This window comes from Streptomyces sp. NPDC000404 (genome assembly GCF_040300365.1).
In the GTDB taxonomy this organism is placed as follows: Bacteria; Actinomycetota; Actinomycetes; order Streptomycetales; family Streptomycetaceae; genus Streptomyces; species Streptomyces ramulosus.
In genome coordinates this window covers 125,523-141,533 of record NZ_JBEPDN010000015.1, presented here as the reverse complement: position 1 = coordinate 141,533, position 16,011 = coordinate 125,523, and the positions used below count along the sequence as shown (strand labels likewise).

At 73.8% G+C, this 16,011-nt stretch carries 13 protein-coding genes; 3 read left to right on the top strand and 10 right to left on the bottom strand.

The genetic code is table 11. The annotated features are described in order from the left end of the window. The first annotated feature begins 12 nt into the window (after window positions 1-12). Window positions 13-1,665, top strand: a complete 1,653-nt coding sequence (locus ABT345_RS27245) for an amidohydrolase (RefSeq protein ID WP_345087169.1) — start codon at window positions 13-15, stop codon at window positions 1,663-1,665. Between the two features lie 36 nt (window positions 1,666-1,701). Here the strand turns inward: ABT345_RS27245 and ABT345_RS27240 are convergent, their stop codons facing one another. From ABT345_RS27240 to ABT345_RS27215, 6 genes are all read right to left on the bottom strand, one after another. Then, window positions 1,702-2,277, bottom strand: coding sequence for an AAA family ATPase (locus ABT345_RS27240; protein WP_345087171.1), 576 nt, complete (start codon window positions 2,275-2,277; stop codon window positions 1,702-1,704). Between the two features lie 244 nt (window positions 2,278-2,521). Further along, window positions 2,522-3,934: a dihydrolipoyl dehydrogenase gene (gene lpdA / locus ABT345_RS27235; protein ID WP_345087173.1), complete on the bottom strand. Its 1,413-nt coding sequence runs from the start codon at window positions 3,932-3,934 to the stop codon at window positions 2,522-2,524. Window positions 3,935-4,162: 228 nt separating this feature from the next. Beyond that, window positions 4,163-4,687, bottom strand: coding sequence for an AAA family ATPase (locus ABT345_RS27230; RefSeq protein ID WP_345087175.1), 525 nt, complete (start codon window positions 4,685-4,687; stop codon window positions 4,163-4,165). 147 nt (window positions 4,688-4,834) lie between these two features. Continuing rightward, entirely contained in the window at window positions 4,835-5,689 is an 855-nt protein-coding gene (locus ABT345_RS27225; RefSeq protein ID WP_345087177.1) for a hypothetical protein, read from the bottom strand. A 64-nt stretch (window positions 5,690-5,753) separates the two neighbouring features. After that, window positions 5,754-6,296, bottom strand: coding sequence for a hypothetical protein (locus ABT345_RS27220; protein WP_345087179.1), 543 nt, complete (start codon window positions 6,294-6,296; stop codon window positions 5,754-5,756). A 308-nt stretch (window positions 6,297-6,604) separates the two neighbouring features. After that, window positions 6,605-7,762, bottom strand: coding sequence for an acyl-CoA dehydrogenase family protein (locus ABT345_RS27215; RefSeq protein WP_345087182.1), 1,158 nt, complete (start codon window positions 7,760-7,762; stop codon window positions 6,605-6,607). Window positions 7,763-7,970: 208 nt separating this feature from the next. On the opposite strand from ABT345_RS27215, the gene ABT345_RS27210 reads away from it, so the two are divergent. Then, window positions 7,971-9,218, top strand: coding sequence for a CaiB/BaiF CoA transferase family protein (locus ABT345_RS27210; RefSeq protein WP_345087184.1), 1,248 nt, complete (start codon window positions 7,971-7,973; stop codon window positions 9,216-9,218). A gap of 154 nt (window positions 9,219-9,372) precedes the next feature. Here the strand turns inward: ABT345_RS27210 and ABT345_RS27205 are convergent, their stop codons facing one another. Next, complete coding sequence (locus ABT345_RS27205; RefSeq protein WP_345087186.1) at window positions 9,373-10,881, bottom strand: PucR family transcriptional regulator; 1,509 nt, start codon at window positions 10,879-10,881, stop codon at window positions 9,373-9,375. A 142-nt stretch (window positions 10,882-11,023) separates the two neighbouring features. Then, a complete protein-coding gene (locus ABT345_RS27200) occupies window positions 11,024-11,875 on the bottom strand; it encodes a helix-turn-helix transcriptional regulator (RefSeq protein WP_345087188.1) in 852 nt (283 codons plus the stop codon). A gap of 87 nt (window positions 11,876-11,962) precedes the next feature. Between ABT345_RS27200 and ABT345_RS27195 the strand changes: the two genes are divergently transcribed. Further along, a complete protein-coding gene (locus ABT345_RS27195) occupies window positions 11,963-12,754 on the top strand; it encodes an SDR family NAD(P)-dependent oxidoreductase (protein WP_345087190.1) in 792 nt (263 codons plus the stop codon). Window positions 12,755-12,841: 87 nt separating this feature from the next. On the opposite strand, the gene ABT345_RS27190 is transcribed toward ABT345_RS27195, so the two are convergent. Together ABT345_RS27190 and ABT345_RS27185 are read right to left on the bottom strand one after the other, a co-directional pair. Next, window positions 12,842-14,386: an FMN-binding glutamate synthase family protein gene (locus ABT345_RS27190; protein ID WP_345087192.1), complete on the bottom strand. Its 1,545-nt coding sequence runs from the start codon at window positions 14,384-14,386 to the stop codon at window positions 12,842-12,844. A gap of 122 nt (window positions 14,387-14,508) precedes the next feature. Beyond that, complete coding sequence (locus ABT345_RS27185; protein WP_345087194.1) at window positions 14,509-15,507, bottom strand: AraC family transcriptional regulator; 999 nt, start codon at window positions 15,505-15,507, stop codon at window positions 14,509-14,511. Window positions 15,508-16,011 lie beyond the last annotated feature (504 nt).

The following is a 16,011-nucleotide window of genomic DNA, read 5'->3' as shown; positions in this document are numbered from 1 at the left end:
AGAGGACATCCCGTGCTGCTCGATCTTCTGGTGCGCAATGCGCGCATCCTGACCCTCGACGAACGGCGGCCCACCGCGCACACCCTGGGGGTGCTGCACGGCCGCGTCGTCGGGCTCGACGAGGACGTGGCGCATCTCGCCGCGGCCCGGGTGCTCGACGCGGGCGGCGCGACCGTCGTCCCGGGCCTGAACGACGCGCACTGTCACACCGCCTGGTTCGGCCTGACGCTCGGTCAGCTCGATCTGTCCGGTGTGCGCGATCCGGACGAGGTGTACGCGGCGGTCGCCGCGCACGCGGCGGAGCTGCCCGCCGGGGCGTGGGTCGTCGGAGCGGGCCTGGCCCCCGGCGGCCCGGGCGGCCGCCGGCCCCACCGGGACGCGCTGGATCGGGCGGCGGGCGGGCGGCCCGTCTGGCTCAAGGACGCCTCGGGGCACGCCTGCGTCGTCAACTCGCCGGTGCTGCGGGCGGCCGGCGCCCTGGAGCCGGGCCACGCCGATCCGCCCGGCGGGGTCGTGGCCCGGTACGCGGACGGCCGGCCGAACGGCCTCCTGGAGGAGACCGCGCAGCGCCTCGTCCAGGACCAGGTGCTGCCGTACTCCGTCGAGACCGTCGCCGCGGCGGTCGACCGGGCCACCGGGCACTACCTCACCGAGGGCATCACCAGCTTCACGGAGGCCGGGATCGGCGGCGGCTGGATCGGCCACACCCCCGTGGAACTCGCCGCCTACCAACACGCCCGGGACACCGGGCGGCTGCGTGCGCGGGCCCAGCTGATGGTGGCCGCCGATGTGCTGCACCCGCTGACCGCGCATCCGGACGACGACCTCACCCTCGGTCTCGACCTGGGGATACGGACGGGCCTGGGGGACGACACGCTCTCCGTCGGGCCCGTGAAGATCTTCCTGGACGGTTCGCTGTTCGGGCGCACCGCCGCCGTCTCCGAGCCGTTCTGCGGCTGCCCGCACGAGAACACCGGCTACTTCCAGGGCGATCCGGACGCGATGGCCGGCACGGTCGTCGCGGCGCACCGGGCGGGCTGGACGGTGGCCGCGCACGCCATCGGCGACCGCGCCGTCGACCTGGCCCTGTCGGCGTACGCGCGGGCGCAGCGCGAGGCGCCGCGCCCCGGGGTGCACCACCGCATCGAGCACGCGGGGGTGGTCCGCCCCGATCAGCTCGCGGCGTTCGCGTCCCTGGGGGTGGTGCCCGTACCGCAGCACAACTTCATCCCGGCGTTCGGCGAGAGCATGGCCGCCGGTCTCGGCGCCCGCCGGGCGGGCTGGGCGTACCGGCTGCGCTCCTTCCTCGATCTCGGGCTCACCGTGCCGGGCAGCTCCGACCGCCCCGTCGCACCGGGCGCGCCGCTCGCCGCGATGCAGGCGATGGTGGAGCGGCTGACGGAGAGCGGCGCGCCCTTCGGCCCGCACGAGGGCGTACCCGCCGCCACCGCCCTGCGCGCCTGGACGGTCGGCTCGGCCCACGCCACCGGCACCGCGGACCGCAAGGGCCGGCTGGTCCCCGGCCTGCTGGCGGACCTCACGGTGCTCGACGCCGACCCCACGACCTGCGCCCCCGACCGCATCGGCGCGATCTCCGTCCTGGCCACACTCGTCGGCGGCCGTCCGGCGCACGATCCGCACGGCCTGGTCACCGCGGGTCCGTGAGGGGCGTGGCGGCGCCCCGGGAGCCCGTCGGCGTGGTCAGAAGACGGCGCCCTCGCCCCAGGCGCGCCGGAGGATCTCGTCAACGGTCTCGTCGACCGTCCGGTGGGAGGTGTCGAGCCACAACCCGATGCGGGGCGTGCTCTCCCGGAGCACCTTGTCCAGGTCCTTGGGCCGCCAGTCGGGTCCGTAGCCGGTCTTGGAGCGCTTCTCCTCGCGCCGGGCCACGACGTCCGGGTCGGGTGCCAGCACCACCACGGCGAGCGGACGGCAGCTGATCATCTCGGTGATCTTCCGCAGGTGTTCGCCGAGGAAAACGTCCTGAAGGACGGCCGTGAAACCGGCCTCGGCGTAGGCGTCGGCCGCCGCGGCGGCCAGCCGGTGCCGCAGGCGCAGCTGCGCGACGGCCTCCGGCAGGGCCTCGGCGGTCATGTGCGCCTGACCGTTGACGACCATGCGGCGGAAGATGTCGCCGCGTACGTGCGCCGAACGGGGCAGCCGCTCGGCAAGGGCCTGCGCGACGGTCGACTTGCCCGCGGCGGAGATGCCGGAGACGACGATGACGCCGGGGTTTGCGTCTCCCGGGACGGCGGTGGGGCCGGCCTTGTCGGTCATGGGCGGAGGGTTTTCCTCTCTTGCACAGCGATGCGGGTGCCGTTGCAGGGGAACCGGAGGCCGGCCGCGGAGCGGGGACAGGTCGAAGCCGCCTCCTGCCGCGTTCACCCTGGCGATCGGTGCAGAGATGGTCAACCGGATTCATGCGGACGCGCGTCATCCCGCCTGCCGACGTCCGGCGGACGGTGCGTCAGCCACCCTGCCCCGCCCGGGAGCAGCACCGAGAACCGCGGGAACCCGCCGCTCACATGTTGATCATGTGACCGGCCAGCCCGTGCAGGGCCTCCTTGACGGCTTCGCCCAGGGTCGGGTGGGCGTGCACGTTGCGGGCGGCCTCGTGGACGGTGAGATCCCACTGCTGGGCCAGGGTCAGCTCCGGCAGCAGTTCGGTGACCTCCGGGCCGATCAGATGGCCGCCGATCAGCTCGCCGTGCGTGGCGTCGCTGATGAGTTTGACGAAGCCGGCGGTGTCGCCGAGGCCGTGGGACTTGCCGTTGGCGGTGAACGGGAACGTGGCGACCTTGACGTCGTAGCCGAGGTCGCGGGCCTGTTCCTCGGTGTGGCCGAAGCTGGCGATCTGGGGCTGGCAGTACGTGGCCCGCGGGATCATCACGTAGTCGAGTTCCATGGTCTCGGCGCCGGCGATCGTCTCGGCGGCGATGATGCCCATGGCCTCGGCGGCGTGCGCGAGCATCAGCTTGGCGGTGACGTCGCCGATGGCGTAGAGGTGCGGGACGGACGTGCGGCAGCGGCCGTCGACGGCGATCGCACCGCGGTCGGTGAGCGCCACGCCGGTGTTCTCCAGGCCGTAGCCGGTGACGTTGGGGGCGAAGCCGAGGGCCTGGAGGACCTTGTCCGCCTCCAGGATCCGCGAGGTGCCGTCCTTGCCGGTGACGGTGGTGCGGACCTGCGGGCCGGATTCGTCGATGGACTCGACGCGGGTGGCGGTCAGCACGTCGATGCCCAGCTTGCGGTACCGGCGGGCGAGTTCGGCGGAGACCTCGGCGTCCTCCAGCGGGGCGATGCGGTCGAGGAACTCGACGACCGTGACCTGCACGCCGTACTGGTGGAGCACATAGGCGAACTCCACGCCGATGGCCCCGGCGCCGGCGATGACGATCGACCGCGGAAGTTCCTCGGCGAGGATCTGCTCCTCGTAGGTCACCACCCGCGCGCTGCGCTTGGTGCCGGGCAGCAGCTTCGGGGTGGCGCCGGTGGCGATGATGCAGTCCGTGAAGCCGATGGTCCGGGTGTTGCCGTCGTAGTCGGCGACCTGGAGGACGTGCGGGCCGAGGAAGGTGCCGCGCCCGTTCACCTCGGTGATCTTGTTCTTCTTCATCAGGTAGTGGACGCCCCTGACCCGGCCGTCGGCGACCTTGCGGCTGCGGCGGAACGCCTCGCCATAGTCGAAGGAGACCCGCCCCTCGACCTTGATGCCGAAGGTCTTCGCCTCCCGGGTGAAGAGGTGGGCCAGCTCCGCGTTGCGCAGCAGGGCCTTGCTGGGGATGCAGCCGACGTTCAGGCAGACGCCGCCCCAGTACTTCTCCTCGACGACGGCGACGCTCCGGCCCAGTTGGGCGGCGCGGACGGCGGCGACGTAGCCACCGGGCCCGGCGCCGAGTACGACGACGTCGAATCGCTCGTCCAGTTCGACCATGGTCCCGTCCTCCGCCTCGGTCTTCGCCGGTCCGCCGGGCCGGCGGTCGGTGGCTGTGGGGACATCTCACACCGGCGCCGGGCCGATGGCGGCGCAGCCGCCGCGGAGCGCGGAGGCCATCACCTCATTGCCCGGCATACGCCTTCCCCGGCGGCGGAGGCGCCCTCGCCCGCGGGCCAACCGGCAGCGGCCCGGCACCGGTCAGTGCCACGCACGGCCGGGCGGGCCTCAGCCCCGGACGGCCGCCGCGATCCGCGCGGCACTCTGAGCGGGCGTGAGGTGGGTGGTGTCGACGACCTCGGCCTCCGTGTGCAGCCAGGTGCGGGCCGCCTCGGCGTAGGGCTCCAGGTAGCGGAGGCGGAAGGGCGAGTCGGGGCCGAGCACGGTGTCCCCCGCGATGCGCCGGCGGAGGGTCGCCTCGTCGGCGTGGAGGACGAAGTGCCGTACCGGAATGGCGTGCCGGGCGAGGCCCGCGCTGATCTCGCGCCAGTACGCCTCGACCAGCACGGTCATGGGCATCACCAGGGTGCCGCCGGTGTAGTCGAGGACGTGGCGGGCGGTCTCCACGACGAGCGGCCGCCACGGTGGCCAGTGCTGGAAGTTGTCCGTCCCGGGCAGCCCCGGCGCGATGTCCATCAGCGTCTCGCCGACCTTCTCGGCGTCGAGCACCCGGGAGTCCGGGAGCAGCTGCTGCACCAGCGCACTGGTCGTCGTCTTGCCCACACCGTGGGTGCCGTTGAGCCATACGATCACGGAGCCGACTCTAGAGGGTGTTTCCCGCTCTTCGCGGGGCCGTGACGATCTGCCCCACGAAGACCGAAAAGCCCCCCGGCGCCGCACGGGCCGCGGGAACAGGCGCCGCGGGGAGAGCGTGGCCGGGCCGGCGGAGAACTGCCGGGCTCAGGTCCGCAGGACGGTGACGAGCAGGGGTTCCCGTACACCGAGCCCGGCGGCGGAGTCGGCGACGACCTCGGCCAGCCAGCCGACGGCCTCGCACGACCACTCCGCGAGTACGCCGGTGAGGGTGGTGCCGTGCCCGGGCGGCCCGTTCCAGAAGCTGTCGTCGAACGGCGGCGCCGGCACGCCGCCCGGAGCCGCGAGGTCGTGCGCGCCGCAGGCGAAGACGCCCTGGTCCAACCGACCGAGGCGCTGGGCGAGCTGCGGTGCGACCGCGGAGAGCGACGGGGAGCGTCCGCTGTCGATGCGGACCGTCACCGGTGTCCGCGCCCGCGGGTCGTACTCGCCGAACCAGTCGGCCGTCTGGAGGGACGGCACGCGTGCGGACGCCGGGCGGGCGGAGGGATCGAGGCCGTGGACCGGCAGGAGGAGCTGCACCGCGGAGAGGCGCACCGTGCCGATCCGGGCCGCGGTGTCCTCGGCGCAGCGCAGGAACGGCTGGACGGGGAGCGGCCGGTCCCCCGCCACGGCGCCGGCCTCGACCTGGAACCACGCGATCAGCTGCGGCTCGGGAGCGGCGAGGGGGTGGCTCCATCCGGCGTCGTTCATGGCCCACAGCCCCGGGGCGACGGCGGCGCGCCTGGCGGGATCCGTCTCCGCCGCGGCGCCCGCCCGGTCGTCGAGCCAGCCCATGGCGAGTGAGCGCTGGTGGAAGAGCTGGTAGGCGTCGTGTTCGGACGCGGGGTCGTGCCAGGAGTGCGGGGTCAACTCGCCGTAGAGGGCGGCGAACAGGGTGCCCGCGGTGCGGTGGGACGTGGGCGCGATGCCCGGTTGTGCGGTGGCACCCTGCTCTGACACTTCGTCCTCCGTGGTTCCGCTGCGGCTTGCACGGCCTGCCCTCGACGGCGGCCGGCACGGTCCCTCAGTACACCCGGCAGTCCATATCGGCCTGGTTCATCGGCTTCTCGGCGGTGTCGATCTCGCCGATCACGTCGACGTCCACGTGGTTGCGCCAGGACGTCCGCTGCGTGTCACGGCAGTCGCGGCGGGCCACCGTGCGGTGGGTGCTCCCGCCGCCGGGTTTGAGCGTTTCGGTGGCGGAACACGCCTGCTGACGCCAGGTGTTGTCCGTATACCACTCGTACAGGCAGTTGAACACCTTGGCGCGGTCGTTGCTGCAGTTCCCCTTCTTCCACCAGCCGTGGCCGGACGCCGCCACGCCGGTGCCGGAGCGGTGGGGATTGTCCCGTCCGCTGACCGGGGTGCATCCGAACGCCGCGGCCTGCCAGGGCAGGCCGGAGCCGTGCATGTCCAGCACCCGGCCGGTGCGGTCCAGATAGACCGCGCTCGCCCCGGCGCCGGGTGGCGCGACGCCCGGCACCGCTTCCGCGGCGGTGATCTGCGGGCCGGGCCCTGCCGGTGGGTGGGCGTCGTGCGCGGACGCGGAGGTTGACGGTGCCGACATGCCCGCGACGGCCAGCGAGGCGAGTACGGCGAGAACGCTGAGGTGAAATCTCCTGTGACGGATCGCTTTCCCCCTTCTGTGCATGCGGGACACACCTGGTCGGATCAGGTGATCCCGGCATTCCGCACCAGTTTCGAGGGGCCGCTCGCGACCGGCCAGAAGCGCCGGGGAAGTTCCACCCAAGTGATGAATCGGGCCGCCGGTCGGAATAGTTGGGGCCGAAGGAGATGCGCCGCCCTGTCCTGGACCTAGGGGGTGTCTTCCCGATCTTCGTGGGGCCTGACCCACGAAGATCGAAAAGACACCCCCTAGCGCTTCTCCAGCAGCTTCCGGGCCATGACGATGCGCTGGATCTGATTGGTGCCCTCGTAGATCTGGGTGATCTTCGCATCGCGCATCATGCGCTCGGCGGGGAAGTCCTGGGTGTAGCCGTAGCCGCCGAGCAGTTGCACCGCGTCGGTCGTCACCGCCATGGCGGCGTCGGACGCCAGGCACTTGGCGGCCGCGCCGAAGTACGTGAGGTCGGGGGCGGCCGCGCTGCTGCGGGCCGCGGCGGCGTAGACCAGCTGCCGGGCCGACTCCACCTTCATCGCCATGTCGGCGAGCAGGAACTGGACGCCCTGGAAGTCGGCTAGGGCCTTGCCGAACTGGCGGCGTTCCCGCACGTAGGCGACGGCGGTGTCGAGGGCGCCCTGGGCGATGCCGAGGGCCTGGGCGCCGACCGAGACGCGGGTGTGGTCGAGGGTCGCCAGCGCCACCCGCAGTCCCCTCCCCCGCTCGCCGAGGAGGCGGTCGCCGGGGATCCGGCAGCCGTCGAAGTACACCTCGCGGGTGACCGAGCCCTTCAGGCCCATCTTGCGTTCGGGTTCGCCGTAGCCGATGCCGGGGTCGTCGGCGTGCACGACGAAGGCCGAGATCCCGCGGGAGCCGGGGTCGGTGACGGCGAAGACGATGAGGTACGCGGCGATCCCGGCGGAGGTGATCCAGGTCTTGACGCCGTCCAGGACCCAGCCGTCGCCGTCGGGGGTCGCCCGGCAGCGCATCGCGGCGACGTCGCTGCCGGCCTCGCGCTCGCTGATCGCGTACGCCATCAGCGCCTCGCCCGCGGCGACCTCGGGCAGGTAGCGGCGCCGCTGCTCCTCCGTGCCGGCCAGCAGCAGCGGTACGACGCCGAGCTTGTTGGAGGTCTGGATGGTGGAGGACGAGGCGCAGACGCGGGCGACCTCCTCGACGGCGATGGCCGCGGCGAGCGCGTCGACGCCGTCGCCGCCGTACTCCTCGGGGATGCCCGGCGCGTGCAGCCCGGCCGCGGTGAGCGCCGCGTAGTTCTCGTGCGGGAAGCCGCCCCGCGCGTCGACCTCGGCGGCCCGCGGGCCCAGCTCCTTCTCGGCGACGGCACGGGCCGCGGCGCGGAACTCGTCGTACGTCCCGGGCAGCAGATACGGGGTGGTGGTGGGGTCCGTCATGGCGGCGTCCTTCTCGGGTGCGGGATCGGCGGGGCACGCGCTGTGGGTGCGGCGCGGATCCATTGCGGCGTACGGGGATGCGCCACGCCAAGGTGCGGGTGCACCGGGATCGGCGAGATGTTCGTGCAGCGGCACATCGACGCCGCGGCCCGGGCCCGCATACGTTCCGCAGGCCGGATGCGAGCCACCGACCGAAAGGCGTGAAGCGATGACCGTTCTCCAAGGGCTGCGGGTGCTGGACCTGAGCCGGGTGCTGGCGGGCCCGTACTGCACCGCGCTGCTGGCGGATCTGGGGGCGGACGTGGTCAAGGTCGAGCCGCCCGCCGGTGACGACGCCCGCCGTCTCGGGCCGTTCCGGGACGGGGAGAGCGTGTACTTCGCGCAGCTCAACCGCGGTAAGCGCAGCATCGCCCTCGATCTGAAGGACCCCGGTGACCATGCGCTGCTGCTGCGGCTGGCCGCCCGTGCGGACGTCTTCGTCGAGAACTTCCGCCCCGGTGTGGCGCAGCGGCTGGGCATCGACCACGCCACGCTCGCGGCCCTCAACCCGCGTCTGGTCTACGCGAGCATCTCGGGCTTCGGGCAGAGCGGTCCGCTGCGCGAACGCCCCGCCTACGATCTGATCGTGCAGGCGATGTCCGGGCTGATGGCCGGTACGGGCGTGCCCGGCGGGCCGCCCACCAGGGTGGGTGAGTCGGTCGGTGATCTGCTGGCCGGGCTGTTCGCCTCCTGGGCCATCGGCGCGGCGCTGTACGACCGGGAGCGCGGCGGGCGGGGGCGGCACATCGATGTGGCCATGCTCGACTCGTTGGTGTCGTTGCAGGTGACCGCGATGAGTCTGCTGACCGCGACCGGCAGCCTGCCGGGGCGGGTCGGCAACCGGCATCCGGTCTCCACACCGTTCGACACCTACCGCACCGCCGACGGGCTGGTGGCGATCGCGGTGGCGAGCGATGCGGTGTTCGCCCGGTTCGCCGCGCTGGTGGGGCGGCCCGAGCTGCCGGCCGATCCGCGGTTCGGCGACGACGCCGCCCGCTCGCGCCACATCGAGCAGGTGCGGGAGATCACCGAGGCGTGGTCCACGGGCCTCACGACGGAGCGGGCCCTCGACCTCGCGCGGGCGGCGGGCGTCCCCGCCGCCCCCATCTGGGAGTTGACCGATGCGGTGCGCAGCGACCAGATCCGGCAGCGGGGCCTGATCGGCGAGTTCGACCATCCGGTCCTGGGCCGCACGCCGTTCCTGCGGCAGCCGGCGCACTTCGGGGACGCCGCGCCGGACCCGACGGCGGGCACCGCACCGGGCCCGGCGGGCACCGCACCGGGCCCGGCGGGCGCCGCGGCGCACGGATCCGCGCCGACGGCCCCGAGCCCGGCGCTCGGCGAGCACGCCGAGGAGATCGTCGCACAGTGGCTCTCCGGGAGCCGGGGCCGAAGCCGGGACCGGGAGCGCGGGTAGGGCAGGGCTCCCCGGGCGCTCCCCTCTGCCCCGAGCCGCCGTCCGGTGGCCGCAGGGGCCGGTCGGAGTCGGCCCCGAGGCGCCGGATGCGTACCCGGCCGCGTGGCTCGCCCTCGACGCGGGGCGGTGATCCCCGGCTCAGGCATGTGTCGCCCTACGAGGTCGCCTCGGGCGGCGCGCCCGCCGGGTCGGCGTCGAGGGCGGTCAGGGCGAGCCACAGCTCCATGCGGTCGGTGAGGCTGCCGAGGTCGCGGGCGGTGAGGTGTTCGATCAGCTGGAGCCGGTAGCGCAGGCTGTTGCGGTGGAGGGTCAGCTCGCGGGCGGTCGCGGCGGATGAGCAGTCGTGGGAGAGGTACGACCGCAGGGTGGTGACGAGTTCGGCGCGGTGGGCCTCGTCGTGGTGGACCAGCGGGGCGAGCACCGCGTGCCCCAGCTCCCGCAGCGGCAGATCCAGATTGCCCATCAGCAGACCGGCGATGCTCAGCGGCGCCGCCCGGTGCACGCCGGGACCGGACCGGGCGGCCTGGCGGGCCTCGAAGTAGCCGAGCCGCAGCCCGCTCACGCCGCGCCGCGGCTCCCCCACCCCGACACGGACCTGCGGGTCGAGCACGCTCAGATGCTCCGCGACCGTCCCTGCGGCGGCCCCGGCATCGGCCCCGTCCGGCACGACGACCGTCACGGCGTCGTCGACCAGAGCGGTGGGCAGCCGGTCGTGCGCGCGTTCCAGGAGCGGGCCCAGGGTCCACGGCAGGCTCCGCAGCCGTGCGGGGTCGCCGCCGACCCGGGCGACCATGACCGTGTGCGGGCCGTCCGCGGCGAGTCCGTACGACGCCAGCCGGCGGCGGGCGTCGCCGTCGGAGACCGTGCGGTGCAAGACGTCCTCCAGCACCTGCCCGAGGAGTTCCCGCCGTCCGGTGAGCACGGCCTGGTGACGGGCGACTTCGAGGCCGAGGATGCTGGTGGCGAAGGACAGGATGTCCTGCCGCGGGGTGGGGCGCCCGGTCCGCAGCTCCGCGACCGGTACGCCGTCCACCAGGACCGGTACGGACTCTCCCGGGTGCTCCGCGTCCGGCCCGTCCGTCCCGGGGCGAGCGTCCTCGCGGCGGGACGCGGCGGGGTGGCGCGCCAGGACGCGGCCGCCGGGCTCGACCACGGCCACCGGGCCCGCGCCCAGCTCGCGGTGCAGCCGCCGGAGCATTCCGCGCAGTCCGTGACCGGACAGCAGCTCGCGGACGAGTTGGTCCTGCAGGGCGGCGGCCGACCGCACCGCGTCGTACCGCTCCGCGAAGATCCGGTCGGCCACCCAGCGGCTGATCTGGACGAACGGCACCTCGACCGGTGAGCCGACGAGCGCCAGCCCGGTCCGCTCGGCGGTCTCGACGACGGCGGGCGGCACCTCCTGGTGCACCAGCCCGGTGCCGAAGCACACCGCGGCCACCGGGAGTTCCGCCAGCCGTTCGAGGAGCCGGGTCCATTCGGCGGCGTCCCGCTCCCGCAGGCCGGTCGTCATCACCAGCTCGTCGCCGCGCAGGAACGGCAGCGGGTCGGGCAGTTCCGTCGTGGAGACCCAGCCGATGCGCCGGTCGGCGTCGTGGCAGTGGCTGCTCAGCGCCCGCAGCCGCAGGGTCGGTTCGGCGAGCAGATCGGCAACGGAGACAGGCACGCGGCGATTGTGCACCAGGGCGGATCCGGCGGCGGAACGGGGGCCCGGGGGGAACTCCGGTGGCCACCGGACTGAGCCCGACCGCCGCCCCCGCAAGGCCGCGCGGGCCGTCCCGGCTCCCCCGCGCGGCCGCCCGGACCGCTCAGCCCGGTACGTCCAGGCGCTGGGTGCCGATGACCGACAGCAGCCGCAGCGACTCCTGCGAGGGCGAGCCGGGGACGGCGGAGTAGAGCAGGACCCGCTGGTCGCGGTCGGCGATGTCCAGGATGTCGCAGGTGACGTGGACGGGGCCGACGAGGGGGTGGGCGAAGGCGGCGCAGGTGGCGGGCCGGGCGGCGACGTCGTGGGCCGCCCAGATCCGGGCGAACTCCTCGCTGCCGTCGCGCAGTTCGCGGACCAGGGCGGTCACCTCCGGGGCGTCGGGGTAGCGCGCGGCGGCGGTGCGCAGCTGCTGGGCCGCGGTCCGGGCGAAGGTGTCGGTGTCCCCGAGGCCGTACAGCCGTCGCCCGTGGGCGTGCGGGGTGAGGAAGGCGCGTCGCAGCAGGTTGCGGTCGCGGCGCGGCAGGGCGGAGAAGTCCTCCATCAGGGCGGCGGCCAGCTCGTTCCAGGCGAGGACGTCGTAGGTCGCGGAGAGGACGAGCGCGGCGGTCTCCGGCAGCCGGGCGAGCAGGTCGACGAGGGACTGCCGCACCTCCCGCGAGGGCCCGGGCGGCGGGCCGGGCGGGGCGCCGGCGAGGTGGTGGAGGTGGTCGCGTTCGGCGTCCGACAGGCGCAGCGCACGGGCGAGCTGGGCCAGCACCTCGCGGGACGGGGAGGGGCCGCGGGCCTGTTCCAGGCGGGTGTAGTACTCGGTCGAGATGAACGCGAGCTGCGCCACCTCCTCGCGGCGCAGCCCCGGGGTGCGGCGGCGCGGTCCGGTGGGCAGGCCCACGGTGGCGGGGCTCAGGCGTTCGCGCCGGCTGCGCAGGAAGCCTGCCAGTTCTTTTCGGTCCACCCGTCCAGTGTGCGGGAGCGGCGGACCGCCGAGCCAGGTACTGCCGGTGCCTGGATGGGCGCGGCCGCCGGGGCCAGGCTCGTCGGCATGAACCACACCACCATCACCTCCACCACGGCTCCCGGTCTGCTCGCCGGCAAGGTCGCGTTCCTCACGGGTGCCGGCCGCGGCATCGGCGCGGCGGCGGCACGGCTCTTCGCCCGGGAGGGCGCCCGGGTCCTCCTCGCGGCGCGCAGCACCGATCAGCTCGCGGCGGTCGCCGAGGAGATCCGCGAGGAGGGCGGCACCGCGGATCACGTCCGGTGCGATCTGGCCGACCCGGCGAGCGTCCGCGCCGCCGTCGGCCGGGCCGTGGAGCGGTACGGGCGGCTCGACGTGGCCTTCAACAACGGTGCGGCGGGCCAGCCGCCCGGTCCGCTGGACGGGCTGCCGGAGGAGGAGTTCGACCCGGTCTCGGCCGTCAACTTCAAGGGCATGTGGGTGGCCATGGCCGCGGAGATCGCCGCCATCCGCGCCACCGCCGGGCGCGGCGCGATCGTCAACACCTCCAGCGTGGGCAGCCTGATGGCCAATCCGGAACTGCCCGTGTACGGGGCGGCGAAGGCTGCGGTCAACAGCCTCACCGCGTCGGCGGCCGCCACGTACGGGCCGGAGGGAATCCGGGTCAACGCGGTCGCTCCGGGCACCACGCTCACCGAGATGCTGCAGGACTGGGACGCCCGGTCCCCGGGCACGATCGCGCAGCTCAACGCCGTGACCCCGCTGCGCCGGGCCGCCGATCCGGACGAGATCGCGCAGGCCGCGGCCTGGCTGCTGAGCGACCGCGCCTCGTACGTGACGGGCACGGTGCTGCGGGTGGACGGCGGGATGCGGGCCTGAGGCGGAAGGGCTCCGGGCCGTTGCGGCGCGCCGCGGGCCCGGCTCCGTTCCGGGCGGAGCCGGGCCCGCGGCACCGGCCGCCGGGTGTCAGGCGCCCGGCTCGGCGGACGGCTGCGCTCCGGTGGTCAGCAGCGCCGTGATCTCCTCGGCGAGGTGCGGGCCGAGTTCGCCCCAGCCGTCCTTGTAGCCGTAGACGCCGGCCAGGGTGCGGGCCTCGTAGTCGCCGTTCATGATCTCGATGTCGGCCGGGGTGATGAGCGCCGGGTGGGCGACGCCGACGGCCGACGAGACCTTCATCAGCTCCTTGCGCAGGGTGCGCAGGTAGACGGCGGCGCGGGTGGCCTTCGAGGTGGGGTCGAGGCCGCGGACCAGCCACGGGTCCTGGGTGGCGATGCCGGTGGGGCACTTGTCGGTGTGGCACTTCTGCGCCTGGATGCAGCCGATGGACAGCATCGCCTCACGGGCGACGTTGATCATGTCGACGCCCAGGGCGAAGGCGACGGCGGCGTTCTCGGGCAGACCGAGCTTGCCGGAGCCGATGAAGGTGACGTCGTCGGTGAGCCCGCGCTCGGCGAAGGTGCCGTAGACGCGGGAGAAGCCCATCCGGAACGGCAGCGACACCGAGTCGGAGAAGATCAGCGGCGCGGCGCCGGTGCCGCCCTCGCCGCCGTCGATCGTCACGAAGTCGACGCCGCGGTCGCCCCGCGCCATCAGCGTGGCCAGCTCCTGCCAGAACTCCATCTCGCCGACCGCGCTCTTGATGCCGACCGGCAGCCCGGTCTCGGTGGCGAGCAGTTCGACGAAGTCCAGCATCGAGTCGACGTCGTGGAACGCGGTGTGCCGCGAGGGCGAGGCGCAGTCCTCGCCGACCGGGATGCCGCGGATCTCGGCGATCTCGGGGGTGACCTTCGCGCCCGGCAGCATGCCGCCGAGGCCCGGCTTGGCGCCCTGGGAGAGCTTGATCTCCAGCGCCTTGACCGGGGCGCCGGCGACGATCTCCTTCAGCTTGTCGAGGTTGAAGGTGCCGTCGTCGTTGCGGCAGCCGAAGTACGAGGTGCCGATCTGGAGGATGAGGTCGCCGCCGCTCCGGTGGTACGGCGAGAGGCCGCCCTCGCCGGTGTTGTGCATCGTGCCGGCCAGCGCCGCGCCCTCGTTGAGGGCCGTGATCGCGGCGCCGGAGAGCGAACCGAAGCTCATCGCCGAGATGTTCACCACGCTCGCCGGGCGGAACGCCTTGGCGCGGCCGCGCGGTCCGCCCAGCACCTTGGCCGAGGGCAGCGGGACCTGCGGATCGTGCAGGTCGGGCAGCGCGCCGGCGAACGTGCGCTGCTTGACGTAGGCGTGCCCCTGCATGTGCTCGACGTCGTTGTCGGTGCCGAAGCCGAAGTAGTTGTTCTCGCCCTTCGACGACGCGTAGATCCAGGTGCGCTGGTCGCGGCTGAACGGGCGCTCCTCGTCGTTGGAGGTGACTATGTACTGCCGCAGCTCCGGACCGATCGTCTCCAGCAGGTACCGGGCGTGCCCGATCACCGGGAAGTTCCTGAGCAGTGCGTGCTTCTTCTGCATGAGGTCGCGGGCAGCCACCAGTGCCACTGCGGTGGCGGCGACCGCGCCGATGCTCCGGGCGCGCATGGACGTTCCTCTCCTCGGTGCCCGGCTCCCCCGTCGGGGTGTGGAGCGTGGGGCGGCGGTTACGGGCGGCGGGCGCGGTGCCCGCCGGCGAAATGTCGAACGATATTAGGGGCTTCGGCCGGTCAGGGTCGAAGGGCGCAGGCCCGCCGCAGCGTCTGCGAGGGCGGCTCCCCGAACTGCCGACGGTAGGCGACGGAGAAGCGTCCCGGGTGCAGAAAGCCCCAGCGGGCGGCGACGGCGGTGACGGTCGTGGTCCCCGGGTCGCCGGACAGGAGTTCCTTGCGTACGTGATCCAGGCGGACCTCGCGCAGATAGGCGAGGGGCGTGGTGTCGAGGTGGCGGCGGAAGCCTTCCTGGAGGGCGCGGACGCCGACGCCGACGCATTCGGCGATCTCGGCGACGGTGAGCGGCTCGGCGGCGTGCGCCTCGATGATCTCCATGGCGCGGCGGACCGCGGGCGGGGCGACGCGCGGCTGCTCGCCGTGGAGCGCCGGGCTGTAGTTGTGGGGCTGGGCCATCAACAGCTGGGTCATCAGGAGCGATTCGAGCTGTTTCGTCACGATCGGGCGGCTGGTCATGCCGCCCGGGCCCTCCGCCTCCCGGCGCATCAGGTCGACGATGTTGAGCCAGGAGCGGGAGCCCGGCGTGGTGAGGTTCATGCCGAGCGAGAAGGAGATCGGTCGGCGCACGGTGCGGCCGAGCAGGCTGCCGAGGTGCGCCTCCATGGCCGCCCGGTCGAGCCACACGATCAGCTGCGGGTTGCCGCCGCCCCAGCGCATGTCCAGCTTTCCGGCGGGAGAGGGGACGGAGGCGAGTTCCGGCGAGGAAATGATCTCCTCGCGGCCGCAGGTGATCTCGGCGTATCCGGCGAGCGGTATCTGGACCAGGAAGAAGCTCTCCAGGTCGCCCGGGGTGATCCGGACCTCCGTCCCGTAGTCGAGGTAGTACAGACCGGTCCGGTCGAAGGGGGCGCCGTGCAGCCGGGCGTCGAGGGTCGCCGAGCGCTGCACGATGCGCAGGTCGTGCGGGCAGAAGGCACGGCCGACCTCGGCCCGCGCCTCCCAGATGTCCGCTGTGTGAAACAGCTGGTGATTTGCGAGCGGGGGCTCATCAGCGGGCATGTCAACCTCCACCGCCGAGATGCGCGATCGGGACAGCGACCCGCGTGATCCGGATAGCGAAGACGATCTTGCCATACCAAGGTGGACCCCTATCGCCGCGGATCCGAGAAGAGACCAGGGAATCAACGATGCAGGGAGTGCCGGGCCCCACCGCGCTCGTCAGGAGCGGGGCGACACCCGGCGGACGGCCCGCCGCCGGTCCGCCACGCGTGCCCCCCGGGACGGCCGCCGGCCCGGCGCGCGCCGACGAGGCCGAGCCCCCGCGCACCGCCGCACCCCCGCCCCCGCCCCGGCCCGCCGCACCGGCCGGGCCCCTGTAGCCGGCCGGTGACCCGGACCTCTCCCCTGGTCCCACGGGTGCACCGGCTTCCCGCGGCTGCCCGCCGGACCCCCCGCCGGCGGGCAGCCGCCCATCCCCCCACAGCAGCGTCCCCACCGCCGCCGCGTCGCCGTGCCGTCCCGCGCACGGCGGCGCACGGCACCCCTCTCCACCGCATCATCCGA

What these genes read in the sequence shown, in the direction of transcription:
- ABT345_RS27185 (WP_345087194.1), bottom strand. Translation starts at nt 15,507, where the DNA reads ATGCCCGCTGATGAGCCCCCGCTCGCAAATCACCAGCTGTTTCACACA.
- ABT345_RS27240 (WP_345087171.1), bottom strand. Translation starts at nt 2,277, where the DNA reads ATGACCGACAAGGCCGGCCCCACCGCCGTCCCGGGAGACGCAAACCCC.
- ABT345_RS27195 (WP_345087190.1), top strand. Translation starts at nt 11,963, where the DNA reads ATGAACCACACCACCATCACCTCCACCACGGCTCCCGGTCTGCTCGCC.
- ABT345_RS27220 (WP_345087179.1), bottom strand. Translation starts at nt 6,296, where the DNA reads ATGTCGGCACCGTCAACCTCCGCGTCCGCGCACGACGCCCACCCACCG.
- lpdA (WP_345087173.1), bottom strand. Translation starts at nt 3,934, where the DNA reads ATGGTCGAACTGGACGAGCGATTCGACGTCGTCGTACTCGGCGCCGGG.
- ABT345_RS27215 (WP_345087182.1), bottom strand. Translation starts at nt 7,762, where the DNA reads ATGACGGACCCCACCACCACCCCGTATCTGCTGCCCGGGACGTACGAC.
- ABT345_RS27210 (WP_345087184.1), top strand. Translation starts at nt 7,971, where the DNA reads ATGACCGTTCTCCAAGGGCTGCGGGTGCTGGACCTGAGCCGGGTGCTG.
- ABT345_RS27190 (WP_345087192.1), bottom strand. Translation starts at nt 14,386, where the DNA reads ATGCGCGCCCGGAGCATCGGCGCGGTCGCCGCCACCGCAGTGGCACTG.